Here is a 25,149-nt window from a genome sequence, read left to right as displayed (position 1 = left end):
TTTAACGCATATTTAACGATTTAATCGATTTTCAATAAGCTCATCCACAACCGACGGATCGGCAAGTGTTGACGTATCACCTAGCTGCTGGTGTTCATTAGCAGCAATTTTACGCAATATACGACGCATTATTTTACCTGAGCGTGTTTTAGGCAAACCCGGCGACCATTGAATCATATCTGGTGAGGCTATTGGGCTAAGTTCTTTACGAACCCAATTTCGAACCTCTTTTGTAAGCTCGTCACTCACCGTGACCCCTTCGTTGGGCGTAATGTAAACATAAATCCCCTGGCCTTTAATATTATGTGGGTAACCGACTACGGCGGCTTCGGCTACAGCTTCATGTGCAACTAAGGCGCTTTCAATTTCGGCAGTACCCAAGCGATGCCCAGATACATTGAGCACATCATCAACACGCCCTGTGATCCAGTAATACTCATCTTCATCACGACGACAACCATCACCTGTAAAGTAGACTCCAGGGTATGCGCTAAAGTAAGTTTGCTCAAAACGCTCATGATCGCCATAAACAGTTCGCGCTTGTGATGGCCAGCTATCTAAAATAACCAAATTACCGTCAACCGCACCTTCTAGTGTATTCCCTTCAGCATCATAAAGTGCCGGTGCAATTCCAAAAAACGGATGTGTTGCAGAACCGGGTTTTGTATCTGTTGCACCCGGTAATGGCGTGATCATAATACCGCCCGTTTCTGTTTGCCACCAGGTATCGACAATTGGGCAATTAGACTTTCCTATGCTTTCGTAATACCAGTTCCATGCTTCTGGGTTAATTGGTTCTCCTACAGAACCCAAAATGCGTAAACTATCGCGATTTGAGGTTGCTGTGGGTTCATCACCTTTAGCCATTAATGCTCGAATCGCTGTAGGTGCGGTATATAAAATAGTGACACCATGTTTATCGACCACTTCCCCCATTCTTCCTGCCGTTGGGTATGTTGGTACGCCTTCAAATACAACTTGTGTACAACCGTTGACTAGCGGTCCATATGCAATATAACTGTGCCCTGTGATCCAGCCTACATCTGCGCTACACCAATATACATCGTCGTCTTGCAAATCAAACACGTACTCATGGGTCATTGACGCATAAACTAAGTAACCGCCAGTTGTGTGAACAACACCCTTAGGTTGGCCTGTTGAACCTGATGTATACAAAATAAATAGCGGATCTTCTGCATTCATTGGCTCCGGTTCACACTGTGCTGGTAAGTCAGCAACTAATTCGTGCCACCAAATATCGTGATCATGCCAATCAACTTCCCCTTTGGTCAGCTGGTGGACAATCACATGCTCAATAGTGGTTACAGAATCTTGTAACACAGCTTCATCAACATTCGCTTTTAATGGCACGCAGTTACCCGCACGTCGACCTTCGTCTGACGTTATTACCACTTTTGCGCCTGAATCTTTTATGCGATCGGCAATTGCTGATGGTGAGAAACCACCAAAAACAACCGAGTGAATGGCACCAATTCGTGCACACGCCTGCATGGCATAAATTGCCTGTGGAGTCATAGGCATATAAATAGCAACTCGGTCACCTTTTTTCACGCCTAGCTTTTTTAAACCATTAGCAAATTTGGCAACTTCGTCATGTAACTGTTGGTATGTGATGTTTTCACTTTGTGACGGATCATCCCCTTCCCAAATAAGCGCGACTTTATCGGCTTTGGTTTTTAAATGGCGATCGATACAATTGTAAGATGCATTTAAATAACCATCTTCATACCATTTTATACTGATATGGCCCTTATCGAACGATGTATTTTTTACAATTGAATAAGGAGTAGACCAGTCAAGACGTTGCCCATGCTCTTTCCAAAAGCTTTCAGGGTCGTTAATTGACTGTTGGTACATCGAATTATATTTATTTTTATCAACGAGTGTTGTGTCTTTTATATGCTTAGGAACTGGATAGATACTTTGTGACATCTTAGTCTCCGTTTTAATTACTTGCCTTAGGCTCTTAACAAGGATTACTCAGCAGTGCTTTATTAAGTATTAGACCTTAGTTGTACTCACCTACTTATTGCGTGTTTGTACTATATAATTAATAAACTTAAATATTTTTACGTAAACAATACAAAGTGTTAAATAAAGGTAACAAGAAGCTACCTAATTGTTAAACCTTAGTCTTATAGACCAATAGGTAATTGAGTAAACACTACACATAACTAAAGTATTTATGGTGAACAATTAAGCAAACAAACCTATTGCATGCATTGTTTAAAAATTACAAAAATATTTATAAACACTAAACACACTGACAACATTTATTTTTATTCGTAATTTGTACTTGTAGCAAATATTGAGCAAAAACGAGTGAAAAATAATAAACAACAAGTAGCCTAAACAAGGGATACCAGTATGAAATTTACTCCATTAAAAACACTCGCAGCAAGCGCTGTTTTATGTGCACTATCAAGCACTTCTTATGCAGCGACGGCTGCAAAAATTGGTGACACTGAGTTCACTTACGGCGGATATATTAAACTCGACACAATGTGGAGTGATTATTCAGCGGGTGCCTCTGCTGGTACAAGTGTTGGTCGTGATTTTTATGTGCCAAGCACACTAACGGTAGGTGATGATGACAGCTCAGATGCAGTATTTGATATGCATGCACGTCAATCGCGTTTTAATTTTGGTACGTCGACTTTACTCGATAACGGCAAAAAAATTAACAGCAAAATTGAAATCGATTTTCTTGCATCTGCAGCTGGTGGTAATGAGCGCGTATCAAACTCCTTCGCACCACGTATTCGCCATGCTTTTATAACCTATGACGGATGGTTATTTGGTCAAACATGGTCAAACTTTCAAAACGTGGGTGCCCTTCCTGAAACGCTAGACTTTGTAGGCCCTGCTGAAGGAACTGTATTCGTTCGCCAAGCTCAAATTAAATACACAACTGGCGCATGGTCTTTTTCATTAGAAAACCCTGAAAGCACAATTACAACAGCAGGTGGAGCACGTGTTGCAACAGATGATGCGTCACTTCCTGACTTTACTGCACGATATACCCACAAAGCGGATTGGGGTAATCTTGTCGTTACCGCGCTAGCTCGCCAATTAACATATAAAGTAGGTAGTATTGATGCCGATGAAACGTCATTTGGTATTAGTGCATCGGGTATGTTTAAAGTAGGCGACGACAACATTAAATTTATGCTTACACAAGGTAAAGGGTTAGGTCGGTATGTGGGTTTAAATGTTGCTCATGGTGCCGTACTTAATGGGGATGAACTAGACGCAATTGACTCAACTTCAGGCTTTGTGGCTTATCAGCATAAATGGAGCAGCCAATGGCGCTCAACATTCCTTTACTCGTTCTTTTCTGCAGATAATAACACCGACTTGCTAAGTGTTTCTGGAGATCCAACCGAATCGACTCAAAGTTACAGCGCTAATATTTTATACTCGCCAGTTAAACGCCTGACGCTCGGTGCAGAGTTAAAACATGCTGAACGAGAAACCCAAAGCGGTGTTGATGGTGATTTAGACCGCCTGCAATTCTCTGTTAAATACGCTTTTTAATTTTAAAGTTGACTTAATAAATTAAGCGGCCTAGGCCGCTTTTTTATGTATTTAACCTACGTATTTACAGCAAGCGTCTACATAACAATTTAAGTAATTTATAAAGGGTTGAAGCGATTACAGCCTATTTATTTTTAAGGATTAACATTTTATTAGCTCATATACCAAACAGGCTGCTGTAAATTAAACCTCAAAGCATAAGCCCCCCGCCTGGTTAAATAAAATTGAACTTGTACCAATCCATAATACTAGTTAATCACTTTACAGGGCTAAACGTGTCGCTACCTATATTAATAAATTTTTCATTTACGACTGCATGAATGCAGAAGGTAGAGCAATACAGGAGCAATTGCCGAGAACAACTAAATAGCGAGTTTTTTGCCTAGCTATCTAGCATATCTCCCCCCTCGCTCAAAATAGCCACTAAATTAAGTAAATTGGTATTAATAAAAAATAGCAACCAACGCAATTGCAAATCAATATCATTTAGATTAACATAAATTCCAATTTAAACTTACTGGAACCATTATGTCGTCCCCTACTATTTTACGTTTGTCAAAATTAAGCCTTGTTACCTCTTTAATTTTATCTGGTTATGCATTTGCTGATGAAGAAAATAAAAAAGGTGACCCGCTAGAAAAAATAGCTGTGTACGGGCAACATCATAAAAATTACATTACCGAAGAAGCACAGTCTGCAACAAAATTAGGCCTTTCAATTAAAGAAACACCGCAAAGCATATCTGTTGTATCACGTGCACTAATGGACGACTTTTCACTAGACAACATTAACGCTGTGCTTGAAAGTACACCGGGTGTCACAGTAGAACAAATAGAAACAGACCGAACTTACTTCAAAGCTCGTGGTTTTGAAATAACTAACTTTCAGGTAGATGGTTTAGGTATTCCACAAAGCTCAGGTTCAATTCAAGGTACTTTAGATACGTCTATATACGACCGTGTAGAAATAGTTCGTGGTGCCAACGGCTTAATGACGGGAGCAGGAAACCCGTCCGCAACCGTTAATATGGTACTTAAAAAGCCAACTTACATAACACAAGCTCATGCATCTGCATCTTATGGTTCTTGGAATAACAAGCGTTTAGAGCTTGATGTTTCAACACCTATAAACGATGAACATGCGGTGCGCGCCGTATTTACTAAGCAACAAGCCGAGTCATACTTAGATCGTTACGAAACAGATAAAACAATTGGTTATTTAGCCTACGAAGGCAAAATAACAAATGACACAACGCTAAGCCTTAACTACGTTAATCAACAAAAAGATGCCGACAGCCCACTTTGGGGAGCATTACCACTTTATTATACTGATGGCTCAGCCACAGACTACGATTCATCTACCAGCACCGCTTCTGACTGGTCATACTGGGATAATAGCGCTGAGCAAGTTTATGTAACTCTTGAACAAAATTTGTCGACTACATGGGTTGCAACTGCTCGTTATGCACACATTGAAAACGAGCAAGACTCGGAGCTTTTTTACGTTTATGGCACGCCTAATAAAGAAACAGGACTTGGCTTAACAGGTTACGCTAGTCGTTATGATTACGAAGACAAACACGATCTGTTTGATTTATACGCCAGTGGTAAGTTTGATTTATTTGGCTTAGAGCATGACCTATCGTTTGGGGTAAGCCAAGCCAATATGGATTATACCGAACAGTCACTCTATGATTATACTACGGGCAATGGCTTTCCTGCCATGCCGTCACTTGATACATGGGATGGAGTAGCGCCAGAGGCAACACTTGCAGACGGTTTAAACGGTAGTGACATTGAAAACAAACAGCAATCAGCTTATATCTCAACTCGCATAAAACTAAGTGCACCACTAAGTATACTTGCGGGCGTTCGTTATACAGACTGGGAAACAAAAGGCACAGCATATGGTGTAGCGCAAACACGTGATGACAGCGAAGTAATCCCTTATGTTGGTGCTGTTTACGACTTTACTGAGTCACTCTCGGCTTATGCAAGCTACACCGAAACGTTCGTGCCACAAAACGAACTTGATATAAACGCAGAACAACTTGCACCAATTACAGGTAAAAGTAGTGAAATAGGTTTAAAAGCACAGCTTTTAGACGATCAAGTGTTTTTAACTTTAGCGTATTTTGATGCTAAGCAAGAAGGGCTTGCAGTCGCACTTCCTGATTCACTACCAAGTGATACACGCTACTACGGTGCCGAAGGTATTAACAGCGACGGCTTTGAAATAGAACTAAGTGGGAAACTTACCGAAGACTTAAGTGCAAGCATAAGCTTTAGTAACCTGAGCATTGAAGGTGATGATTTAGTAAAAGACTACACCCCCGAGAACCAATTAAAAGTGGCCGCTACTTACCAAGTACCGCTTGTTGAGGGTTTAACATTTGGCGCAAACTACCGCTGGCAAGATTCCGTTAGCCGAGTGCAAGTATCAGATCCAACGGGGGCAGCGCTTGTAACAACAAACCAAGGTGCTTACGGTATTCTTGATTTAATGGCTAACTACAAAGTCACTCAAAACGTAGGGGTTACTTTTAACATTAATAACACCACTGACGAAAAATACTTACATAGCCTATATTGGGCGCAAGGTTACTATGGCGCGCCACGCAACTACGCCCTATCGGTTAATTGGCAGTTATAAAGCAAATTAAACGTCTTTATATAACTTAATTTAAACGACACATACTCTGTGTCGTTTTTTAATTTGTAATAGCACCCGCAATAATAATTTAGGAAATCAACCTAATGCTATTTGGACTTACTTTCGCAAAAATAGCTCAGCTAGTTAAGCGAATCGTTATTATTGACTTAATAGATGTTTAAACATAAAAAAACGCTAACCATTACTGGTTAGCGTTTTTATAAAGCTCGGGTCAAATCAAGCTTAGAGAACATTGTAAAGCTTAAAGGTCGCCTTCATCACCTAGCACATCTTCACCGTCTTCTGGCTCAATTGTCGCTTTAAGCAATAACATATCGCGTAGTTTGCCTTCAATTTCGTTCGCAATTTCTACATTTTCTTTTAGGAATTTTATCGAATTATTTTTACCTTGGCCTACCTTGTTGCCATTGTAACTGTACCAAGCACCTGCTTTTTCAACAATTTTGTGCTTAACACCTAAATCAATTAGTTCACCTTGCTTAGAAATACCTTCACCATACATGATGATAAATTCGGCTTGTTTAAACGGAGGCGCTACCTTATTTTTAACAATTTTAACACGCGTTTCATTACCAACAACTTCATCGCCTTCCTTTACAGAACCAATTCTGCGTATATCAATACGAACTGACGCGTAAAACTTAAGTGCGTTACCACCGGTTGTTGTTTCAGGGTTACCGAACATTACACCAATTTTCATACGAATTTGGTTGATGAAAATACATAACGTATTAGAACGTTTAATATTACCCGTAAGCTTACGTAATGCTTGCGACATTAAACGTGCTTGTAAGCCCATGTGCGAGTCGCCCATGTCGCCTTCAATTTCAGCTTTTGGTGTAAGTGCAGCAACAGAATCGACAATAACCACGTCAACCGCACTTGAACGTACTAACATGTCACAAATTTCTAGCGCTTGCTCACCCGTATCTGGTTGAGATACTAAAAGCTCATCAATGTTAACACCTAGTTTTTGTGCATATACTGGATCTAGAGCATGCTCAGCATCAACAAAGGCACATGTTTTGCCTTCTTTTTGAGCCTGTGCGATAACTTGCAAAGTCAGCGTAGTTTTACCCGATGATTCAGGACCATACACTTCTACAATACGACCCATTGGTAAACCGCCTATGCCTAAAGCAATGTCGATCCCTAGTGAACCTGTAGACACGGCGTCAATATTTAGGGCTTTGTTGTCACCCAACTTCATGATTGATCCTTTACCAAATTGACGCTCAATTTGTGATAGGGCTGCATCTAACGCTTTTTGTTTATTATCGTTCATTTTGTTCTCCAAATCCGGCTAATGCAAACAAGTATACTGTATGAAATCACAGTATCAAGCAAAATTTATAACTTTATCTTTTTAATCGCAAATTTTAATGAAAATTCAATAGCTTGGGCTCTTACACTTGCCCTGTCACCACTAAATATATGTTTAAATGTAAATTGTTTATCTGCAATTTGTAGGCAAAACCATACAAAACCTACAGGCTTATCTTGTGTTGCTCCACCCGGCCCAGCTATACCCGATATAGCAATAGCAACGTCAGCATTAGCGATATTTTTTGCACCCAGCGCCATTTCTTTTACTGTTTGCTCGCTCACAGCACCATATCGCTCTAACGTATTCGTCGCTACATTGAGTAATTCGTGCTTCGCTTCATTGCTGTATGTAACAAAAGCTCGGCCTAAATATCCAGAGCTACCGGGGGTATCTGTGAGGGCATAACTGACCCCTCCACCTGTACATGATTCAGCAGTAGTGATCCATAAGCATTTATCCGTTAAAATAGCACCTAATTGCGCAGCAAGTGTTTTAATCTCTTGATGTAATTCCATATTCAGCCTTTGGGTAAATACATGTCGTTTGATCTTTTTGCACCACACACTATAAAACAACAAACCCCTATGATGCAGCAGTATCTAAAAATAAAATCAGAGCATCGCGATATTTTATTGTTTTATCGTATGGGTGATTTTTATGAGCTTTTCTTTGACGACGCAAAACGTGCAGCGCAATTGCTCGATATTTCGCAAACCCAGCGCGGCAAAGCCGGTGGCGACCCAATTCCTATGGCCGGTGTACCTTATCATGCCGTAGAAAACTACTTAGCCCGTTTAGTACAAATGGGCGAATCTGTTGCTATTTGTGAACAAGTTGGCGACCCAGCAACCAGTAAAGGTCCTGTTGAGCGAAAAGTAGTGCGTATTGTAACACCGGGCACCATTTCGGATGAAGCGCTGCTACAAGAGCGACAAGACAATTTACTGACTAGTGTTTGGCAGAATAAAAAGGGCCAATACGGAATCGCTTACCTTGATATAAATTCTGGTCGTTTTAACATTGTAGAGGTCAGTACCGATGAGGCATTTAGTTCGACACTACAGCGTTTGTCACCAGCAGAACTTTTATATAGCGAAAGCTTTGAAAACACCCATTTGATTGAGCATATCAAAGGCGCTCGCCGCCGCCCTGAATGGGAGTTCGATTTAGATACGGCCCAGCACTTATTATGCGATCAATTTGGTACAAAAGATTTAGTCGGCTTTGGTGTAGATAAAGCACATACTGCACTCGTAGCCGCCGGCTGTTTAATGCAATACGTAAAAGATACACAACGAATTGCTTTACCTCACATTCGCGCCATTACGCTTGAACATAACGAGCATGCTGTTATTTTAGATGCCGCAACCCGTAAAAACTTAGAGCTTACTGTTAACCTATCTGGCGGGTTTGAAAATACGCTTGCCCAAGTACTTGATAAAACCGCTACAGCAATGGGATCGCGCTTATTAAAACGCCGCATTCATACACCTGTTCGAAATAAAGACGAGCTTAATTCTCGCCTAAATGCTATTAGCGCAATTTTAGACGTACAACTTTGCGGCGAATTACACGAGTCGCTAAAAGATATTGGTGATATAGAGCGTGTAATAGCGCGTTTAGCATTATGTACTGCACGCCCAAGAGATTTAACACGCCTGCGCAGTGCACTACAGGCACTTGCACCACTACATAACTTATTAAATGATGCGAGCGACCCGCGCATAGCGAGTATTATCAAACACTCGCCAGAACTACCTGAGCTACAAGCATTACTAGAGCGTGCTGTTATTGATAATCCACCAGTACTTATTCGTGATGGGGGCGTAATTGCACCTGGTTATAATAGTGAATTAGATGAGTGGCGTAACCTAAGTAAAGGTGCCACAAATGTACTTGAGCAGCTTGAACAACGCGAGCGTGAACGCACAGGTATTAGCACATTAAAAATTGGCTATAACCGAGTGCACGGCTTTTTCATAGAAGTAAGCCGTGCTAATTCTCATTTAGTACCAGCTGATTACATTCGTCGCCAGACGCTTAAAAATAATGAGCGCTATATTATTCCTGAGCTTAAAGAGCATGAAGACAAAGTACTTGGTAGCCAATCAAAAGCACTCGCGCTTGAAAAACAACTATACGAAGAGTTATTTGAATTTATAGCCCCTCACATTGAACAGCTGCAAATAATGGCCGCATCGCTTGCTGACTTAGATGTGCTAAACAACTTAGCAGAGCGCGCCTTTGCGCTTAATTATGCTAAACCAGAGTTATGCGACAACGACAACATTAGCATTAAACAAGGCCGTCACCCCGTTGTAGAGCAAGTAATGAAAGAACCCTTCATTGCAAATCCTGTAGAGCTGAATAGCCAGCGCAAAATGTTGATTATTACAGGTCCAAATATGGGTGGTAAATCAACCTATATGCGCCAAACAGCGCTTATTGTACTCATGGCGCACATTGGCAGCTATGTGCCTGCTGATAGCGCGAAAATAGGTAATATAGACCGTATATTTACGCGTATCGGTGCAAGTGATGATTTAGCCTCTGGCCGCTCAACCTTCATGGTTGAAATGACCGAAACCGCCACTATTTTAAATAATGCGACAGCGCAGTCGTTGGTGTTAATGGATGAAATTGGGCGAGGAACAAGCACCTACGACGGGCTTTCGCTTGCGTATGCCACGGCCGATCATTTAGCATCAAAAATTTCAGCTAAAACACTATTTGCAACACACTACTTTGAACTTACAGAGCTTGCAGAGCAAACTCAAGGCCTTGTAAACGTTCACCTAGATGCAATAGAGCATAATGACACAATCGCATTTATGCATACCGTGCTAGACGGTGCAGCAAGCAAAAGCTTTGGTTTACAAGTCGCCGCTCTTGCAGGCGTACCTAAAGCTGTAATTGCGCAAGCTAAACAAAAACTTAAGCTACTTGAAAACCATCAAAGTGTAACGGCGCCTAATACAGAACAACAAACATTTTCATTTAATAACGAAGCAATTATTGAGCCTTCACAAGTGGAAGAACAGTTAAAGTCAATTGATCCAGATAACTTAACACCCAGACAAGCTCACGAATTGCTTTATAAATTAAAAACATTGCTTTAAGTTTGCCTTGTAAAAAACATAAAAAAGCCGAAGATTAATTTCTTCGGCTTTTTTATTCCAGCCTTGTAAGGCCTTAAATGTGCTATTAAGAAAACTGATTAAATAAGCTATCAGTGCTTAACCCTTCTTGTTGCAAAATATCTTTTAAACGACGTAGTGCTTCGACTTGTATTTGTCTTACTCGCTCTCGTGTTAGGCCTATTTCCCGGCCTACATCTTCAAGTGTAGATGGCTCGTAGCCGAGTAACCCAAACCTGCGAGCGAGCACTTCACGTTGCTTGAGGTTTAACTCTCCTAACCAATCAACAATGTGCTTATTAATTTCGTTGTCTTGTACTTCACCTTCTGGACCATTGCCTTTTTCGTCAGGTAAAATATCTAGCAGTACGCTGTCGTTTTCGCCGCCAATAGGCATATCAACCGAGGCTATTTTTTCGTTTAAACGTAGCATTTTGGTTACGTCTTCAACTGGCTTATCTAAGCACTCAGCTATTTCTTCAGCAGTTGGTTCATGGTCGAGCTTTTGGGTTAACTCTCGTGCTGTACGTAAGTAAACATTAAGCTCTTTCACTACATGGATAGGCAAACGAATGGTGCGTGTTTGGTTCATAATGGCACGTTCAATTGTTTGACGTATCCACCATGTTGCGTAAGTTGAAAATCTAAACCCGCGCTCAGGGTCAAACTTTTCAACAGCGCGAATTAAACCTAAGTTACCTTCTTCAATTAAATCAAGTAGTGCAAGTCCACGGTTATTGTATCTACGGGCAATTTTAACAACTAAACGTAAATTGCTTTCAATCATGCGTTTACGAGAGGCTTCGCAGCCTTTTAAAGATTTGCGAGCAAAAAATACTTCTTCTTCTGCGCTTAATAATGGAGAGAAACCTATTTCACCTAAGTAAAGTTGTGTGGCATCAAGGTTTTTAGTAACTTCTTCTTTTGCAAATATGTCTTCGTCATCTACTTTTTCAAGTAACGGTGTTGCTTCTTCAACGGTGTTTTCATCAAACTTGTCGTCATTGCTGATATTTTTTTCAATTTTTGCTGCATTAGCCATAAGCCTTCTCCAGAGCAATTATCAATACCTAAAATCTAAGGAAGGTATTTAGCAGGGTTGACAGCTTTCCCCCGGTAACGAATTTCAAAGCGAAGCGCGGTAACCGAAGACTCTGAATTGCCAATTTCTGCTATTTTTTGTCCTGCCTTAACTTTTTGCTTTTCTTTTACAAGTAATTTCGAGTTATGTGCATAAGCACTTAGATAATCATCATTATGTTTCAAAATGATTAAATTACCGTAGCCTCGAAGAGCGTTACCCGCATACACCACCGTTCCTTGTGCAGCGGCTAAAACTGTAGCCCCCATTTTATTAGTAATTTGTAAGCCTTTATAGCCGTTTTCCTTATTAGAAAAGCGTTTGGTAATTTTGCCCTTTGCTGGCCAAAACCACGCTAATTTACCGCTCGATAACTGCTTTTGGTTACTAACTTTATTACTGGCTTGTTTTTGAACATACTCTCGTTTTTTTGGCTGATCAAGTCCTTTCTTTAATTTTTTGTTATTATTTTGTGTGTTTTTTATAGACTTTTTACTCAAATTCGTATATTTTTTTGAGCTTTTTATTTTTTTGCTCGTGGATATCAGGGATATTGACTGGCCGGGGTATATAACATAAGGGCTTGAAATTAAATTGTTTTCAGCAATTTCTCTAAAATCCTTCCCTGCGCTAAACGCGATAGAATAAAGCGTATCGCCTTTTTGTACTGTGTATTTGCCACCCACAATGTTAATTAAATGATTTGAGTCATTAACATTGTTATTTAAACTACTAACAGGAGCCGGAACGTGGCGAGATGAACAACCAAAGAGAAAAACACTAATGAACAAAGCAACATAAAGTATAAATTGTTTATTCATCGTACTTTTCTCCATGTTTAAATAACGCTATTTTATGTAGCTTAACGCAATAAAAAGTACGCAACAGCAATTAATACCACTAATGCCCAGCCAAGCACTTCAATATATTGACGTAATTTTTTCTCCATTTGCGCTCCCCCCCATTTCATAAGCGCTGCAACCAGAAAAAATCGGGCGCCGCGCCCAATTGCTGAAGCGATTAAAAAGGGGAAAAATGCCATCTGTAAAACGCCAGCACCAATTGTAAATACTTTATAAGGTATGGGTGAAAAGCCAGCTAAAAATACCACCCAAACGCCATACTCTTTAAACCAATTTAACGCTACATCAAACTTTTCTTGCCAATGCATTTGTGCAATTAGCGGCTCTACAACAGGTTCAAAAAGCCAAAATCCAAGTAAATAACCAATTACACCGCCCAGGACAGAAGCAATGGTAGTAAAGCTTGCAAAACGCCACGCCTTGCTAGGTTGTGCAAGCGACATTGGCGCTAACATTACATCTGGTGGGATTGGAAAAAAAACAGACTCAGCAAAACTCATTCCTGCTAAATAACGCTCCGCATGACGGTGCTTTGCCCATACTAGGGCCATATCGTACAACTTAGTAAACAACTTCAAAGTGAATTCCTATTCAATATCACCAGGCACCAAAGGTACAAATCTTACTGGTGCAATAACATGTTCTGTAAAGCTTTCGCCCTTTCGAATAACCATTGTTAACTTTTGCTCAACTTCACCAATCGGCGCTAATAATACACCGCCATCGGCTAATTGACTTAACAAGTCCTGAGGTAAGGTAGCAGCCGCAGCCGTAACAATAATACCGTTAAATGGTGCTTGAGATTGCCAACCTTGCCAGCCATCTCCATGCTTCATTGTTACGTTGTATAAATCAAGCTGCTGCAAGCGACGTTTTGCTTGCCATTGCAGTGCTTTTATACGCTCTACCGAGTAAACCTTAGTAAACGTTTTAGCAAGCACCGCTGTTTGATAGCCAGAGCCCGTGCCAATTTCTAATACTTTATCGCGCACACCTGCAAGCCTAAGTAGCTCAGTCATACGGGCAACAATATAGGGTTGTGAAATAGTTTGTCCTTGGCCTATAGGTAGCGCAGTATTTTCATAAGCTTTATGTTGCAACACATCATCAATAAATAAATGACGCGGTATATTTGCAATAGCATCAAGTACACCTTGATCCTCAACGCCTTCACGTTTAAGTAAATCTGATAATACTTTCGCGCTGCGTGTGTAATTAGCAAGCACGGTTTATTTCCAAATCAGATAACCAGTTTCCAAGGGCATTTATGCTGTCGTGCGCTGTCATATCAACGCTTAAAGGTGTTACAGATGCAAAGCCATTATTAATTGCATAAAAGTCTGTTCCTTCGCCTGCATCACTCTCAGTACCAAGCGAGCCATACCAATAGATACTTCTTCCCCATGGATCGGTTTGCTTGGTCATGGTTTCGGCTTTATGCCGAGCACCTAAACGCGTAACCTGCACACCTTTTAACTCGCTTAGCGGAACATCGGGCACGTTAATATTAATGATTTGATCTTTTGGTAATGGGTGCGATGCAAGCTCTTTAATAATATTGACTGTGACCGCTGCAGCTGTTTCGAAGTGCTCGCCATGGTGTGAGCAAAGGGAAACCGCAATTGCAGGCAACCCTAAATGACGCCCCTCAGTAGCAGCGGCAACAGTGCCAGAGTAAAGCGTATCGTCACCTAAGTTGGCACCATGGTTAATACCTGCCACTACTAAGTCTGGTTTTTCTGAAACCAATTGATTAACACCTAAATGCACACAATCGGTAGGTGTGCCATTGACCGATATGAATCCGTTTTCTAGCGGTGTTGCCCGCAATGGGTTCATTAATGTTAGCGAGTTACTCGCACCACTGCAATTACGGTCTGGAGCCACCAAAGTGACGTCTGCAATTTGCGTAAGTGCGTTATATAAAACCGCTATGCCTTTAGCATTAACGCCATCATCGTTACTTAACAGTATTTTCATTTATGCCATCATCCTTATCTTTTCGCTCTTTGGGACTTGCATCTTTATAGTCCACCAGCTCACGTAATAACGCGGTGGCAAAACACCCTTTGGGTAAACCAAAACTGAGCTTAAGGGTCGCGTCATCTAGCGTTTCTACAGCTAAACTATCAGGAATCAAACGTAACATTCTGCGCTCATTTTTAAGCCCTAACTCACCTAAGCCATCGCACCATGCTTGATACGGTTTAAGCCATATTTTTTCTTGCTCAGTTAACCCTTTATCACTTTTACCAGCCATTGGTGCCGACATAACTATATCGCCAGAAGCTAAACGTTCTATGTTTTCGTCGTTAATCGCATCTTCAAAAAACGCATTGCTACCACTGAGCATAAACACTTCGCGATGCATCGTTTTAGCCAGACCGTGCTCTTTTACACGTAAACTTACAAGCTGATTAAAAATATGTGAACGCGCAGCTGAAATAATAATACCGCGTAACTTTTTATCGCGAATACGCTCGCCAGCAAACATTTTTTCGGCCATCACTAAATTATGACCATCGCGACCAAAACGCTGCTCGCCAAAATAATTAGGTACACCCGCGCGAACCGCGTTTATGCGGCATAATATATCAAGCGGCTCGGTTACATTACGAAGAGTAATGGTAAATTTATTGCCTTTGTGGCAACCCGTTCGTAGCTTTCGCTCATGGCGCTGCTGAGATACTACAAAAATACTCTCGCTGTTAAGCTCTGTAAAATCTATGTGCTTTTTAATTGGTACTTTTACACTAAACCATTGACTACACACACCATGGCGATCTTTCATGCCTGCATAACTTACTTCACGAGGCGATACCCCGGCCTTTTGAGCGATAATTTTAGCCACGTATTGTGTATTTTCGCCCTTTTTAACCACCTGCAAGCATATATGCTCACCACTACCAGTAAACTCAATACCCAGCTCTTCATCCACCATAAAGTCTTCAGCAATGGTTTTAAAATCAGCTTTAGAAAGTGGCGCACCGTATAAATAATTTAAGTCGCTCATGCGTTTGTTGTACTCGTAGGTTCTTTACTCATAATAACCACTGCATGACTAGAAATACCCTCTTTGCGCCCTTCAAAACCGAGCTTTTCGGTTGTGGTAGCTTTAACATTTATTTGGCTAAGATCGCAGTTTAAATCGCTGGCTAAATTTACGCGCATAGCCTGTATGTGCGGTAGCATTTTTGGTGCTTGTGCCACAATAGTTACATCGCCATTACCTAAAACGTAACCTTGGTCTTTAGCTAATTTAACAACATGACGAAGCAAAATACGGCTGTCTATATTTTCATATTCGCTCGCTGTATCAGGAAAGTGCTTACCAATATCCCCCATAGCAAGTGAACCTAAAATAGCATCACATAATGCATGAATAGCTACATCGCCATCAGAGTGTGCTAAAAAGCCTTGCGGGTAATCAATTTTTTCACCACATAAAGTTAACGGGCCTTCGCCGCCAAATTTATGAACGTCAAAACCATGGCCAATTCGTATCATACTGCGCTCTCGTTTTGTTGTTTATTTAATAAAAACCCCGCCAAAGCTAAGTCTTCTGGCGTGGTTATTTTAATGTTATCGCTGCGACCAGCTACAAGCTTTACTGGTTGATTTACCCACTCAATAGCACTGGCTTCGTCAGTAATAGTTGCGCCATTTTGTAACGCATTTTGCAGCGCATCTTTAAGATCATTGTACTTAAAAAATTGAGGCGTGAGCGCTTGCCATAAATCATCCCTTGGTACGGTTTGCTTTGAGTGTGTACCGCCACGTTTAATGGTATCTTTTACTTTACTGGCTAAAATCCCGCCTTCATTTGCACTAAGGCACTCATTAATCAGACGCTCTATATCTGTTATGTCCACCAGCGGGCGCGCTGCATCGTGCACTAATACCCAATCTGGTGGGTTAGGTGCTAAAAATAACAAACTATTTAGCACTGAGTCAGCTCGCTCTTTTCCACCAGTAGTTCGAACGATACGAGCATCTGTTAGTAGTAAATCGTCAAAGTATGGATCTGTATCACTGAGGGCAACAACAATAGCTTGTAGTTGTGGTAATTGAGATAGTTTTGTTAGGGTGTGTTCTAAAATTGTTTTACCCGCTAATTGTATATATTGTTTAGGTGCATTGTGCTTCATTCTGCTGCCTACACCCGCTGCGGGTACAATCGCGACTATGGTTTGTTTATTTCTCATATTGGTTACCCGGTAAAACACGAATAAATGTTTCGTCCGGTTTAATCATTCCTAATTCGTTACGAGCACGTTCTTCAATGCCTTCAAGGCCAAGTTTTAAATCTTCTATATCGGCTTTAAGCACTTTATTACGTTTTATTAGCTTTTCGTTCGTGTCTTGGTGGGTTGCCACCGCGCCTTTTAAGCGCGAGTAGTCTTGCACACCATTTTGGCCAAACCATAATCTGTATTGAACAAACAGTGCTAAGCACAGTAAACAAACTTGAAAAACACGCATTTAACACTCCTTATTTAATAATTTAAAAGTTTTAGCTTAACTAAGCTAAAGGACGTTTTATATTGCGCCAGTTAATATTCCCTGCCAGTAGCATTTCACGTAATGATAAAATACGTGGCGTGCAACGTTTTGAAAACTGCCACTGATGCCCACAGCACGCAGCGGCTAAACTCAACTTACTTGGCTTTAAAAGTTGTGCATATTGCTGCTCTAGGGCATTACCTAAAAAATCAAACCACCCTAGCTCGTTGCAATGCAACTTATTTTCAGACACCTGATCAATGCTGTCTATTCTGAGGTGTAACTTGTCATATTGGTTTACTATAACAGGAACAATCAACCCCACTTTGGCATGTGCATGAAAAAAAAGTTCATTGGCTTGTTCATTTACATCGGGCGGTGTTGCTTTTTGTTTTTCGAGCCACGTGCCATTTTGTGCATCAAGCGTAAAAGGTGAATGCCCGTTTACTACAAGCGATGCAGCTCGTTCAATGTAATAAGGCAAACTTTTTAACTGCCTACGCAGCTTATCGGCATTAGGTTCAGCAACTAACCGCTGAACTTCTCGCTGATAAAATGCATTGCACAACTGCGCATAAAGCGCTTTTTGCGCATCAGTTTGCCAAATTTCAACTTGCTGCTGTTCACCAAGTGACTGATTTTTCGCGACCAATTGTTCTACTCAAAAACATTCAGATAACTGTTTTATAACACAGTACTGAATAGTTTTTAAGCATGCATAATAAATTAAGCGCTTGGCTTTTCACCTAACTTAGCTTTCCCCGACTCTAAAAATTGCACAACACTGTTGCGTTTTTTACCAATTAGTAAACTGCCATCGGCTAAAAACATAAAATTTTGCCAATTACGTTTAAATACATCAAACGACGTCTCAATAATATTGTCGCGTGCCATACAAAAATAAACAGTGGTATTTGCTTCCCATCCTAAAAACTCTAAAATTTCTTGAGGTGGTAAAGCATCGCCATTTTCCCAAGCAGCTTCCCAGTTAACTTCACCACTAAAGCTTTTATCTTGGCCGCACCACATGCTGTCATCAAAAAAATCGGGGTGGTCAAACTCACGACTTACCATTGTGCTCCAAAGCACCGCTGCGCGCTCGTCACTCATTGGTTTTATTTTAACTGCGTCATCGCTTGATACCGGAATATCTTTATGGCGAAAAACCCACGCCTTTTTGTAATCATCTAACGAAATATAGTTCATAATATTGGCAAATTAGTTAGCATTCAAAGTGCAAACGTAAATTATACAAGAGATCAAAACATGACTACAGCAATAAAACCAATTTCCCTCAAATCAGGTTTATATCAACACTACAAAGGCCCGCAGTACAAAGTTTTATATCAAGCAACCCATAGCGAAACAGACGAGCAACTAGTTATTTACCAGGCCTTGTACGGTGAATTTGGTATTTGGGCACGCCCACTTAGTATGTTTTTAGAAACCGTTGAAAAAGAGGGTAAAACTATACCTCGTTTTGCCTACCTTGGACCTGCAGATTAACTGTGGCATTATAAGCCCATTCAATACTGCTCAGACCAGACAAGGGTAAACCGTGCAATTTAATTCTACTGACAATTACATCGCAAGCAGCTCGCTAAAACAGGCTGTAAATGCTGCCATTATGCTCGAAAAACCATTATTAATTAAAGGTGAACCAGGCACGGGTAAAACCATGTTGGCCGAAGAGCTTGCAAAAAGTTTAGATACCGAGCTTATTCAGTGGCACATTAAATCGACCACCAAAGCGCAGCAAGGTTTGTACGAGTACGATGCCGTATCGCGCCTGCGCGACAGCCAACTCGGTGACGAACGCGTACACAACATTGGCAACTATATTGTTAAAGGTAAACTGTGGCAAGCGTTTAACTATGCCGAGCTTAACGGTAAACGCCCTGTACTTTTAATTGATGAAATAGATAAAGCCGACATTGAGTTCCCAAACGATTTACTACTCGAACTCGATAAAATGGAGTTTCATGTTTATGAAACCAACGAGCGCATTGTAGCCAAAGAGCGCCCTATTGTGATCATCACTTCAAACAATGAAAAAGAATTGCCAGATGCCTTTTTACGCCGCTGCTTTTTTCATTATATTGATTTTCCAAGTAGTGACGAAATGCAGCAAATTATTGACGTACACTACCCCAATGTTAAACAAGATTTAGTACGCCAAGCGCTAGAGGTATTTTTTAACTTACGTGAAGCCAATGGCCTGAAAAAGAAGCCCTCCACCAGCGAATTACTCGATTGGTTAAAGCTTTTAATGGCAGAAGACATAGACGCAAAAACACTGCACGACAAAGCACAAAAAGGCGGTTTAATGCCAATGTTTGGCGCCTTACTTAAAAACGAGCAAGACATAAGTCTAATCGAAAAACTCGCGTTTATGAGCCGTCGCTAGGGCCTGTTGACCTTTCAGGATTAAAATTTGTTCTAACTAGGGACGATTTAATCATGGCGCGAGGTTTGTAACCTAGTGGGCTAAGTAAAAGCCGAGCAACAAAGAGTTAATCGTCCCTAGAACGAACCTTCAGGCAGCGCGTGTTTGGTATTTATGCTGTGTTATCGCCTATTTATGGGGAATAACCACACTACATAGGCTCTGCCTTGCCTAAATACCAAACACACTGCTGCAAATTTAACCTCGAAAGATAAACAGGCCCTTATATGTTAGTACAGTTTTTTTTCAAACTGCGCAAATACCGCCTACCGGTAAGCCTGCGCGAGCTGCTCGATTTAATTAACGCCTTAAAAAAAGGCGTTATATTTGCCGACGTAGACGCCTTTTACCATCTAGCCCGTACCATAATGGTAAAAGACGAAACTCATTTTGACAGGTTTGACAAAGCCTTTAGCGACTACTTTAGCGGTATTGCCGACTTAGACCTGCTCGAGAGCTTAAAGCAGCAACACAACCTACCTGAAGATTGGTTGCGTAAAGAGTTTGAAAAGCACCTAAGCGATGAAGAAAAAGCCCAACTAAAAGCGATGGGTGGGCTAGACGAGCTAATGAAAACCCTGAAAGAGCGTTTAGAAGAGCAACAAAAACGCCACGCTGGCGGCAATAAATGGGTGGGCACCGGCGGTACATCACCTTTTGGTGCATACGGCTATAACCCAGAAGGCGTGCGTATAGGACAAGACGGCAACCGCAACCGCCAAGCAGTAAAAGTGTGGGATAAGCGCGAATACCGTAACCTAGATTCTGACCTCGAAATTGGTTCACGCACCATAAAACTGGCCCTTAAAAAGCTACGCAAATTTGCCCGCACTGGCGCAAGCGACACCCTTGATTTAAACGAGACCATTCGTGCAACTGCCAAACAAGGCGGCATGCTAGATGTAAAAATGGCACCCGAGCGCCATAATGCCGTAAAAGTATTGATGCTATTTGATATTGGCGGCTCAATGGATGACTACATTCATACCTGCGAAGAATTATTTAGCGCCGCCCACGGCGAATTTAAACACCTAGAGTTTTACTACTTTCATAACTGTTTATACGAGCACGTATGGCAAGACAATGCGCGCCGCCATTCAAACGTTATTGACACCATGACGCTCATAAACAAGTTTACCAGCGACTATAAAGTAATATTTGTGGGTGATGCCACTATGGGCCCATACGAAATAGCCTACCCGGGCGGCTCGGTAGAGCATTACAATGAAGAGCCCGGCAGTGCATGGTTGCAACGTATAACAAATCACTTTGATAAAGTCGCGTGGCTCAACCCACAACCCGTTGAACACTGGCCGTACTATCAATCAATTGATTTTATAAAGCAGCTAATGAACAACCGCATGTATGCGCTGAGTTTAGATGGGATAAGTAGAGCAATAAAAGAGCTGAGCTAGATATTAATTTACCTCGGCTCAACGCTAGCAACTGAACTTCAGGCGTGAGCCTATAACTTTGTTGGGTGACGCCTTCGACTTAACCAACCTTTTCAAAGTTACTTTTGGCGTAAGTGGGATAAGTGACGAAGCCGCGGCATCCGCCAAAAATGATGAATTAACTAGAAACAACCCACTTACCGAGTTGCAAATAACACTCGCATAAATTGCGCCATCGAAAACAACAAAATTATTGTACCCCGAAAGCTACTTAATACTCAATTTTAAGATCTTTATCAGCGGAGAACGGTTGAACATGAGGCTTCCTCCTAACTTCATTCATTAACTCCCAGTAACAGTTTTTCGTAAACTGGGTTTTTATATTACAAGGAATCAAGTACTTATAACTACCTTCATCCCTATTTATCCATGTATGACTACGCTGAAACTCTGGAAGCAAATATAAATGTATCCCCCAGCGAATATTATTTATCATTTCACAAAGGTAGCTAGCGTGGTAGCTTAATATGCCTGTATGAAACCTTTCATGGAAGTCTTCAAGCGCTAGGAATGATTCTTCTTCTGATATGTTTTTACCATTATTTTGAAATATTTTGCGCAGATCATTTGCTGTTTTAGTAAGTCTGCCAAGACTGTGCTTGCAGGTATTACCGCAGATTTTTATAAAATCAAAACGTCGAATTTTTAAGTCTATATTCAGCTCAATAGAAGGAAACCACGTATCTATGCTAACTTCTTCCTCAAGCCATTCTTTAAAAATAAAAACATTTTTTCAAGACAGGCTATTGAGTTGCTAGCATTGAAGGATGGGCTATTACATACTTCTCTTAATGCCTTGAGGCAAGACGAAGAGTTATTAAATAAACCTTTATCAAGATTTGATAGGAAATCTACAAGTAAGATGTTAAAAACTTTTTTGTGAGTGCTTGACGAAAAACCTACGATTACATCAGTATTTCGTTTCGGGAAATTCATGGCCTCATGATTGACCATTTCATCTATTGCCTCTGTTATAACTTTCAGCTGAATAGTTTCAATTTCAATGGCGTTGTATTCCATAAAACCCTACAACTCAGCTATCTGATTTAGTGTCTCAGGGTGTCGCTGCACAAGCTTTAATAAAGTTATCGCTTGCCCATTCGGTGCACTCCGTCCTTGTTCCCAGTTTTCGAGCGTTCTTGCTGAAGTATGTAAAATGTTTGCAAATACACCACGCGACATATTAAATGTTTCTCGAATATTTACTATTTCATCAGGTGAGATAGCAAGATCGTTGATATCATTTACCGTATGAGTACGTAACGTAAGTTTTCCTTGTGAATGCGCTTTGGCGTCCACAAGTGCTGTAGTTAATTCTGAAAATAAATCACGTTTGCTCATTACGCCATACCTCTAAGAATTCTTTTAATTGCTTTTTCTGATCTACTGTTAAATCGGTTACTTCGTTTTTACTGTAAATAGTGAGTAAATAAAAACGTCTTTTGTCGTCCAAGTAATAATATATAACTCTTGAACCACCACGCTTACCCTTTCCTTTGCTCGCAACTCGTATTTTACGTAAGCCGCCTGTTCCTTGAATAACATCGCCCTGTTTTGGGTTAACCATGAGATCTGCTTGAAATAAACGATACTCGTCATCACTCAAGTACAACTCTCGGTACTTTTCGAATATGTTTGATTCAACAAATAGGCTTTTCATACATTAAAGTATACGCAGATAGCGTACAAATTCAATTAAAGATTTTAGACAAGTAGCGGCAGGTATCTCTTGCTTTAGCTAAAGCACTTTACTCATAAACAAGCTATACGGATCTAACTCATAATCACCAAACGGTTCGCACTCTTTAAAGCAAAACTGAGTATAAAGCTTTTGTGCGGGCAAAAATGCCTTTGCCGTGCCGGTCTCTAAGCTTAACTTTTTGTAACCTCGCAAAGTTGCTTGCTCAATAATATGCGTGAGCAATTTAGCAGCGATGCCTTGGCGTAAATAGCTGCTTGAAGTGCGCATTGATTTAATTTCGCCATGAGTGGCATTGAGCGCTTTTAATGCGCCAACACCCGCCAAATTATTATCAATCCATAAGCTATAAAAGATTATATTGGGCTGAGTGAGTTTAGTTACATCAAGCGCATGTACGCTTTCTACAGGCGAGTGTTTTAGCATATCGTTATGATGCGCTTGTAGTAACTTTATAACGTGGGGGTTTGAAAGCTCGCCTGTTCTTATATCCATTTATGCCTCGTTTAATTTTAAGCTTTAGGGCTTTAACTAATGCACTTAAGTAAAGCCCTTAAGTAAATAGCGAAATTTAAGCTGCTAATTTCCACACTACAAACGCAGCAGCAAAACCGACTAAATACACTAGCCCTAACCACGTTAAGCTGCGTAATAGCACGCTGTGTTTAATGGCGGGCTCTGAGCGTACAAGGCTAAAGTTAAGCCATGCAAAAACGGGGGTGGTTACAAAAGCAAGTGTCATGGCAAAGGTAAGCATGGGGCCAAGGGCTGATTTAAAAAATAAAATAACGGCCATGCCAGCTAGTGCTTGTAGTACAAGCCAACTATTTAAGCTGTGTTTTGATTGCTTAAAACCAAGTAGTTTTTGTGATTCGTTAAGTGTACGCGCGTAGCCGTCAAGCACGGTGAGTGTGGTGCCAAACATACATAAAAAAGCAATGGCTGATACTAGCGGCCTTGCCCACTCGCCTATTGTGAGTGCGTACATATCGATAAGTTGTTTAGCAAAAGCAACACCGCCAAGTTCTATATTGCTGCTTTGCCCGTATTGCACCAGCACGCCTAAGCTAAAAAACACCAATGCTAAGCACGCTGTTAACCAATACCCTACGTTAAAATCAAACAAGCCTTGGCTTTTAGTGACTGTTTGCTGGGCTTGTTTTTCTTTTAGCCAAAGCGAGCTAAGCGCCGATATTTCTATTGGTGCTGGCATCCAGCCCATTAACGCGACCATAAAGCTTAGCATAGCCAGCTCGTAAGGTGATGGGCCAACATAATCAGCTGGCGCCATTGGGTCATTACTAAACGCAATAACCAGTGCAATAACTGTAGCTAACGTTAATAGCCCCATTATGCCTTTAGCAACGCTGTCTAGCGCTTTAAAGTGCCCTAACAATAATATGGCTAAGCATACACCGAGCAATATCCAACATAGCAGCGTTACTTCTATCACTATTGGCAACGCATAATGCAGTAAACTTGCTGTGAGCAGTAATACACCAGCGGTATTTACTATGGCTGCAAGTATGTTAAGCCCTATAAAGCTATAAAAATAAACGGGCCCTTTGTTTTTATAGCCTTCTACTAAGCTATTCTTAGTGGTTAAGGTGTATTCCATACCAAAACGAAAAAAAGGATATTTTAATACGTTTACCGCCAATATAAGCCAAAAAAGTTGCCAACCAAATAATGCGCCTGCTTGAGTTGATGCAACTAAGTGTGAGCCTCCAATTGCGGCGGTGGCCATTAAAATACCCGGGCCAAGGGCGCCTATGCGAGATTTCCATATTGCTTGTGTTTGCTGCATTAATTTCTCAAAATATGTGTGCCGTGTGTTCTTTTTATTAACTTTTACAATTAATAAACCGAAAGAGCGAATAACTTACCTAAATTACAGGCAATAAAAAAGAGCCTAAAGGCTCTTTTTTATGTAACATTTTGACCGTTTATTTAAGATCCATCTCTTGGATGATCTCATGAGCTATTTCTGGTGTTGTACTAACAGGCTTTTCGTGTAAGTTTGCTTTTATTTGGCCTTTTCGATGTTTTAGTGCTGCATCGAGTTTTTTAGCTGCGCTTGCAATAGCTGGGTACATTACTTCGTTTTCCCCTTTTACTGATATTCGCGCACCTTCGTAATTAGTGCTAATTTCTGCTTGGATTTTATGATGCTCTTTAGACAAGATCATATCGAGAGAAATAAGTGATGGAAAATGGCTCTCAATTTTAGAAAATTTTTCGTTGATGTGCTCTCTAATAGAGTCAGTAACTTCAACATGGTGACCAGAAAGATTAATTTTCATAGGGTATCCTTTTATTTGTTACCTCATAAATAGTATTGGGGGCTATTTAGATTAACACAAGGAAAAAAGAGAGATTTTTGAGGTTTATTTACTCGTTTATCTGAT

26 protein-coding genes are annotated in these 25,149 nt (G+C 40.8%); 6 read left to right on the top strand and 20 right to left on the bottom strand.

The features are described from left to right. Window positions 1-12: 12 nt before the first annotated feature. Complete coding sequence (acs, locus tag ATS76_RS02340; RefSeq protein ID WP_058550885.1) at window positions 13-1,953, bottom strand: acetate--CoA ligase; 1,941 nt, start codon at window positions 1,951-1,953, stop codon at window positions 13-15. Between the two features lie 435 nt (window positions 1,954-2,388). Between acs and ATS76_RS02335 the strand changes: the two genes are divergently transcribed. After that, window positions 2,389-3,558 (top strand): DcaP family trimeric outer membrane transporter, encoded by a 1,170-nt coding sequence (locus tag ATS76_RS02335; protein WP_058550884.1) that lies wholly within the window; start codon window positions 2,389-2,391, stop codon window positions 3,556-3,558. A gap of 528 nt (window positions 3,559-4,086) precedes the next feature. After that, window positions 4,087-6,210 carry a TonB-dependent siderophore receptor gene (locus tag ATS76_RS02330; RefSeq protein ID WP_058550883.1) on the top strand — a complete coding sequence of 708 codons (2,124 nt, stop codon included), beginning with the start codon at window positions 4,087-4,089 and terminating at the stop codon, window positions 6,208-6,210. A gap of 262 nt (window positions 6,211-6,472) precedes the next feature. Here ATS76_RS02330 and recA read toward each other — a convergent pair whose 3' ends face one another. Further along, window positions 6,473-7,516, bottom strand: a complete 1,044-nt coding sequence (gene recA / locus ATS76_RS02325; protein ID WP_058403019.1) for a recombinase RecA — start codon at window positions 7,514-7,516, stop codon at window positions 6,473-6,475. A 65-nt stretch (window positions 7,517-7,581) separates the two neighbouring features. Then, entirely contained in the window at window positions 7,582-8,073 is a 492-nt protein-coding gene (locus tag ATS76_RS02320) for a CinA family protein (protein ID WP_058550882.1), read from the bottom strand. Window positions 8,074-8,094: 21 nt separating this feature from the next. On the opposite strand from ATS76_RS02320, the gene mutS reads away from it, so the two are divergent. Further along, window positions 8,095-10,677 (top strand): DNA mismatch repair protein MutS, encoded by a 2,583-nt coding sequence (mutS, locus tag ATS76_RS02315; protein ID WP_058550881.1) that lies wholly within the window; start codon window positions 8,095-8,097, stop codon window positions 10,675-10,677. Window positions 10,678-10,762: 85 nt separating this feature from the next. On the opposite strand, the gene rpoS is transcribed toward mutS, so the two are convergent. From rpoS to ATS76_RS02260, 11 genes are all read right to left on the bottom strand, one after another. Next, a complete protein-coding gene (gene rpoS / locus ATS76_RS02310) occupies window positions 10,763-11,737 on the bottom strand; it encodes an RNA polymerase sigma factor RpoS (protein WP_058403022.1) in 975 nt (324 codons plus the stop codon). A 35-nt stretch (window positions 11,738-11,772) separates the two neighbouring features. Further along, window positions 11,773-12,597 (bottom strand): peptidoglycan DD-metalloendopeptidase family protein, encoded by an 825-nt coding sequence (locus ATS76_RS02305; protein WP_058550880.1) that lies wholly within the window; start codon window positions 12,595-12,597, stop codon window positions 11,773-11,775. 41 nt (window positions 12,598-12,638) lie between these two features. Next, a complete protein-coding gene (locus tag ATS76_RS02300; RefSeq protein WP_058403024.1) occupies window positions 12,639-13,217 on the bottom strand; it encodes a YqaA family protein in 579 nt (192 codons plus the stop codon). 9 nt (window positions 13,218-13,226) lie between these two features. After that, window positions 13,227-13,865, bottom strand: coding sequence for a protein-L-isoaspartate(D-aspartate) O-methyltransferase (locus ATS76_RS02295; protein WP_058403025.1), 639 nt, complete (start codon window positions 13,863-13,865; stop codon window positions 13,227-13,229). Then, the gene (gene surE / locus ATS76_RS02290) at window positions 13,855-14,619 is read right to left on the bottom strand and encodes a 5'/3'-nucleotidase SurE (protein ID WP_058403026.1); all 765 of its coding nucleotides are present in this window, start codon (window positions 14,617-14,619) and stop codon (window positions 13,855-13,857) included. Before surE ends, ATS76_RS02295 begins: the two co-directional genes overlap by 11 nt. Beyond that, window positions 14,600-15,652 carry a tRNA pseudouridine(13) synthase TruD gene (truD, locus tag ATS76_RS02285; protein ID WP_058550879.1) on the bottom strand — a complete coding sequence of 351 codons (1,053 nt, stop codon included), beginning with the start codon at window positions 15,650-15,652 and terminating at the stop codon, window positions 14,600-14,602. Before truD ends, surE begins: the two co-directional genes overlap by 20 nt. Next, on the bottom strand, window positions 15,649-16,146 hold the full coding sequence (gene ispF, locus ATS76_RS02280; protein ID WP_058550878.1) for a 2-C-methyl-D-erythritol 2,4-cyclodiphosphate synthase: 498 nt from the start codon (window positions 16,144-16,146) through the stop codon (window positions 15,649-15,651). Before ispF ends, truD begins: the two co-directional genes overlap by 4 nt. Continuing rightward, entirely contained in the window at window positions 16,143-16,844 is a 702-nt protein-coding gene (gene ispD / locus ATS76_RS02275; protein WP_058550877.1) for a 2-C-methyl-D-erythritol 4-phosphate cytidylyltransferase, read from the bottom strand. Before ispD ends, ispF begins: the two co-directional genes overlap by 4 nt. Beyond that, window positions 16,834-17,121, bottom strand: coding sequence for a cell division protein FtsB (gene ftsB, locus ATS76_RS02270; RefSeq protein ID WP_006791955.1), 288 nt, complete (start codon window positions 17,119-17,121; stop codon window positions 16,834-16,836). The genes ispD and ftsB overlap by 11 nt, the downstream gene beginning before the upstream one ends. 40 nt (window positions 17,122-17,161) lie before the next feature. Continuing rightward, a complete protein-coding gene (locus ATS76_RS02265; protein WP_058550876.1) occupies window positions 17,162-17,794 on the bottom strand; it encodes a hypothetical protein in 633 nt (210 codons plus the stop codon). Between the two features lie 74 nt (window positions 17,795-17,868). Then, window positions 17,869-18,348 (bottom strand): DUF2947 domain-containing protein, encoded by a 480-nt coding sequence (locus tag ATS76_RS02260; RefSeq protein ID WP_058550875.1) that lies wholly within the window; start codon window positions 18,346-18,348, stop codon window positions 17,869-17,871. Window positions 18,349-18,408: 60 nt separating this feature from the next. On the opposite strand from ATS76_RS02260, the gene ATS76_RS02255 reads away from it, so the two are divergent. The 3 genes from ATS76_RS02255 (at window position 18,409) to ATS76_RS02245 (ending at window position 21,003) form a co-directional block, all read left to right on the top strand. Continuing rightward, window positions 18,409-18,648, top strand: a complete 240-nt coding sequence (locus ATS76_RS02255; RefSeq protein WP_058403032.1) for a DUF1653 domain-containing protein — start codon at window positions 18,409-18,411, stop codon at window positions 18,646-18,648. A gap of 52 nt (window positions 18,649-18,700) precedes the next feature. After that, a complete protein-coding gene (locus ATS76_RS02250; RefSeq protein WP_058550874.1) occupies window positions 18,701-19,549 on the top strand; it encodes an AAA family ATPase in 849 nt (282 codons plus the stop codon). Window positions 19,550-19,815: 266 nt separating this feature from the next. Next, window positions 19,816-21,003 (top strand): vWA domain-containing protein, encoded by a 1,188-nt coding sequence (locus ATS76_RS02245; RefSeq protein WP_058550873.1) that lies wholly within the window; start codon window positions 19,816-19,818, stop codon window positions 21,001-21,003. Window positions 21,004-21,726: 723 nt separating this feature from the next. Here the strand turns inward: ATS76_RS02245 and ATS76_RS02235 are convergent. The 6 genes from ATS76_RS02235 to hpf all read right to left on the bottom strand — a co-directional run bounded on the left by ATS76_RS02235 (window position 21,727) and on the right by hpf (window position 25,044). Next, window positions 21,727-22,062 carry a hypothetical protein gene (locus ATS76_RS02235; protein WP_058550871.1) on the bottom strand — a complete coding sequence of 112 codons (336 nt, stop codon included), beginning with the start codon at window positions 22,060-22,062 and terminating at the stop codon, window positions 21,727-21,729. 6 nt (window positions 22,063-22,068) lie between these two features. Then, entirely contained in the window at window positions 22,069-22,383 is a 315-nt protein-coding gene (locus ATS76_RS02230; RefSeq protein WP_058550870.1) for a helix-turn-helix domain-containing protein, read from the bottom strand. Beyond that, complete coding sequence (locus tag ATS76_RS02225; protein ID WP_058550869.1) at window positions 22,370-22,702, bottom strand: type II toxin-antitoxin system RelE/ParE family toxin; 333 nt, start codon at window positions 22,700-22,702, stop codon at window positions 22,370-22,372. The genes ATS76_RS02230 and ATS76_RS02225 overlap by 14 nt, the downstream gene beginning before the upstream one ends. A 78-nt stretch (window positions 22,703-22,780) precedes the next feature. Then, window positions 22,781-23,236 carry a GNAT family N-acetyltransferase gene (locus ATS76_RS02220; RefSeq protein WP_058550868.1) on the bottom strand — a complete coding sequence of 152 codons (456 nt, stop codon included), beginning with the start codon at window positions 23,234-23,236 and terminating at the stop codon, window positions 22,781-22,783. A 76-nt stretch (window positions 23,237-23,312) separates the two neighbouring features. After that, complete coding sequence (locus tag ATS76_RS02215) at window positions 23,313-24,548, bottom strand: NRAMP family divalent metal transporter (RefSeq protein WP_058550867.1); 1,236 nt, start codon at window positions 24,546-24,548, stop codon at window positions 23,313-23,315. Between the two features lie 139 nt (window positions 24,549-24,687). Next, window positions 24,688-25,044 carry a ribosome hibernation-promoting factor, HPF/YfiA family gene (hpf, locus tag ATS76_RS02210; RefSeq protein ID WP_058403037.1) on the bottom strand — a complete coding sequence of 119 codons (357 nt, stop codon included), beginning with the start codon at window positions 25,042-25,044 and terminating at the stop codon, window positions 24,688-24,690. Between the last annotated feature and the right edge of the window lie 105 nt (window positions 25,045-25,149).

Origin of the sequence: Pseudoalteromonas sp. 10-33 (assembly GCF_001469195.1) — a bacterium.
Taxonomy (GTDB): Bacteria; Pseudomonadota; Gammaproteobacteria; order Enterobacterales; family Alteromonadaceae; genus Pseudoalteromonas.
This window is presented reverse-complemented; position numbering and strand designations above follow the sequence as displayed.

What these genes read in the sequence shown, in the direction of transcription:
- ATS76_RS02220 (WP_058550868.1), bottom strand. Translation starts at nt 23,236, where the DNA reads ATGGATATAAGAACAGGCGAGCTTTCAAACCCCCACGTTATAAAGTTA.
- ATS76_RS02235 (WP_058550871.1), bottom strand. Translation starts at nt 22,062, where the DNA reads ATGGAATACAACGCCATTGAAATTGAAACTATTCAGCTGAAAGTTATA.
- ispF (WP_058550878.1), bottom strand. Translation starts at nt 16,146, where the DNA reads ATGATACGAATTGGCCATGGTTTTGACGTTCATAAATTTGGCGGCGAA.
- acs (WP_058550885.1), bottom strand. Translation starts at nt 1,953, where the DNA reads ATGTCACAAAGTATCTATCCAGTTCCTAAGCATATAAAAGACACAACA.
- ATS76_RS02335 (WP_058550884.1), top strand. Translation starts at nt 2,389, where the DNA reads ATGAAATTTACTCCATTAAAAACACTCGCAGCAAGCGCTGTTTTATGT.
- ATS76_RS02230 (WP_058550870.1), bottom strand. Translation starts at nt 22,383, where the DNA reads ATGAGCAAACGTGATTTATTTTCAGAATTAACTACAGCACTTGTGGAC.
- ATS76_RS02215 (WP_058550867.1), bottom strand. Translation starts at nt 24,548, where the DNA reads ATGCAGCAAACACAAGCAATATGGAAATCTCGCATAGGCGCCCTTGGC.
- surE (WP_058403026.1), bottom strand. Translation starts at nt 14,619, where the DNA reads ATGAAAATACTGTTAAGTAACGATGATGGCGTTAATGCTAAAGGCATA.
- truD (WP_058550879.1), bottom strand. Translation starts at nt 15,652, where the DNA reads ATGAGCGACTTAAATTATTTATACGGTGCGCCACTTTCTAAAGCTGAT.
- ATS76_RS02225 (WP_058550869.1), bottom strand. Translation starts at nt 22,702, where the DNA reads ATGAAAAGCCTATTTGTTGAATCAAACATATTCGAAAAGTACCGAGAG.
- ftsB (WP_006791955.1), bottom strand. Translation starts at nt 17,121, where the DNA reads ATGCGTGTTTTTCAAGTTTGTTTACTGTGCTTAGCACTGTTTGTTCAA.
- ispD (WP_058550877.1), bottom strand. Translation starts at nt 16,844, where the DNA reads ATGAGAAATAAACAAACCATAGTCGCGATTGTACCCGCAGCGGGTGTA.
- ATS76_RS02330 (WP_058550883.1), top strand. Translation starts at nt 4,087, where the DNA reads ATGTCGTCCCCTACTATTTTACGTTTGTCAAAATTAAGCCTTGTTACC.
- ATS76_RS02320 (WP_058550882.1), bottom strand. Translation starts at nt 8,073, where the DNA reads ATGGAATTACATCAAGAGATTAAAACACTTGCTGCGCAATTAGGTGCT.
- ATS76_RS02260 (WP_058550875.1), bottom strand. Translation starts at nt 18,348, where the DNA reads ATGAACTATATTTCGTTAGATGATTACAAAAAGGCGTGGGTTTTTCGC.
- ATS76_RS02245 (WP_058550873.1), top strand. Translation starts at nt 19,816, where the DNA reads ATGTTAGTACAGTTTTTTTTCAAACTGCGCAAATACCGCCTACCGGTA.
- ATS76_RS02305 (WP_058550880.1), bottom strand. Translation starts at nt 12,597, where the DNA reads ATGAATAAACAATTTATACTTTATGTTGCTTTGTTCATTAGTGTTTTT.
- hpf (WP_058403037.1), bottom strand. Translation starts at nt 25,044, where the DNA reads ATGAAAATTAATCTTTCTGGTCACCATGTTGAAGTTACTGACTCTATT.
- recA (WP_058403019.1), bottom strand. Translation starts at nt 7,516, where the DNA reads ATGAACGATAATAAACAAAAAGCGTTAGATGCAGCCCTATCACAAATT.
- rpoS (WP_058403022.1), bottom strand. Translation starts at nt 11,737, where the DNA reads ATGGCTAATGCAGCAAAAATTGAAAAAAATATCAGCAATGACGACAAG.
- mutS (WP_058550881.1), top strand. Translation starts at nt 8,095, where the DNA reads ATGTCGTTTGATCTTTTTGCACCACACACTATAAAACAACAAACCCCT.
- ATS76_RS02255 (WP_058403032.1), top strand. Translation starts at nt 18,409, where the DNA reads ATGACTACAGCAATAAAACCAATTTCCCTCAAATCAGGTTTATATCAA.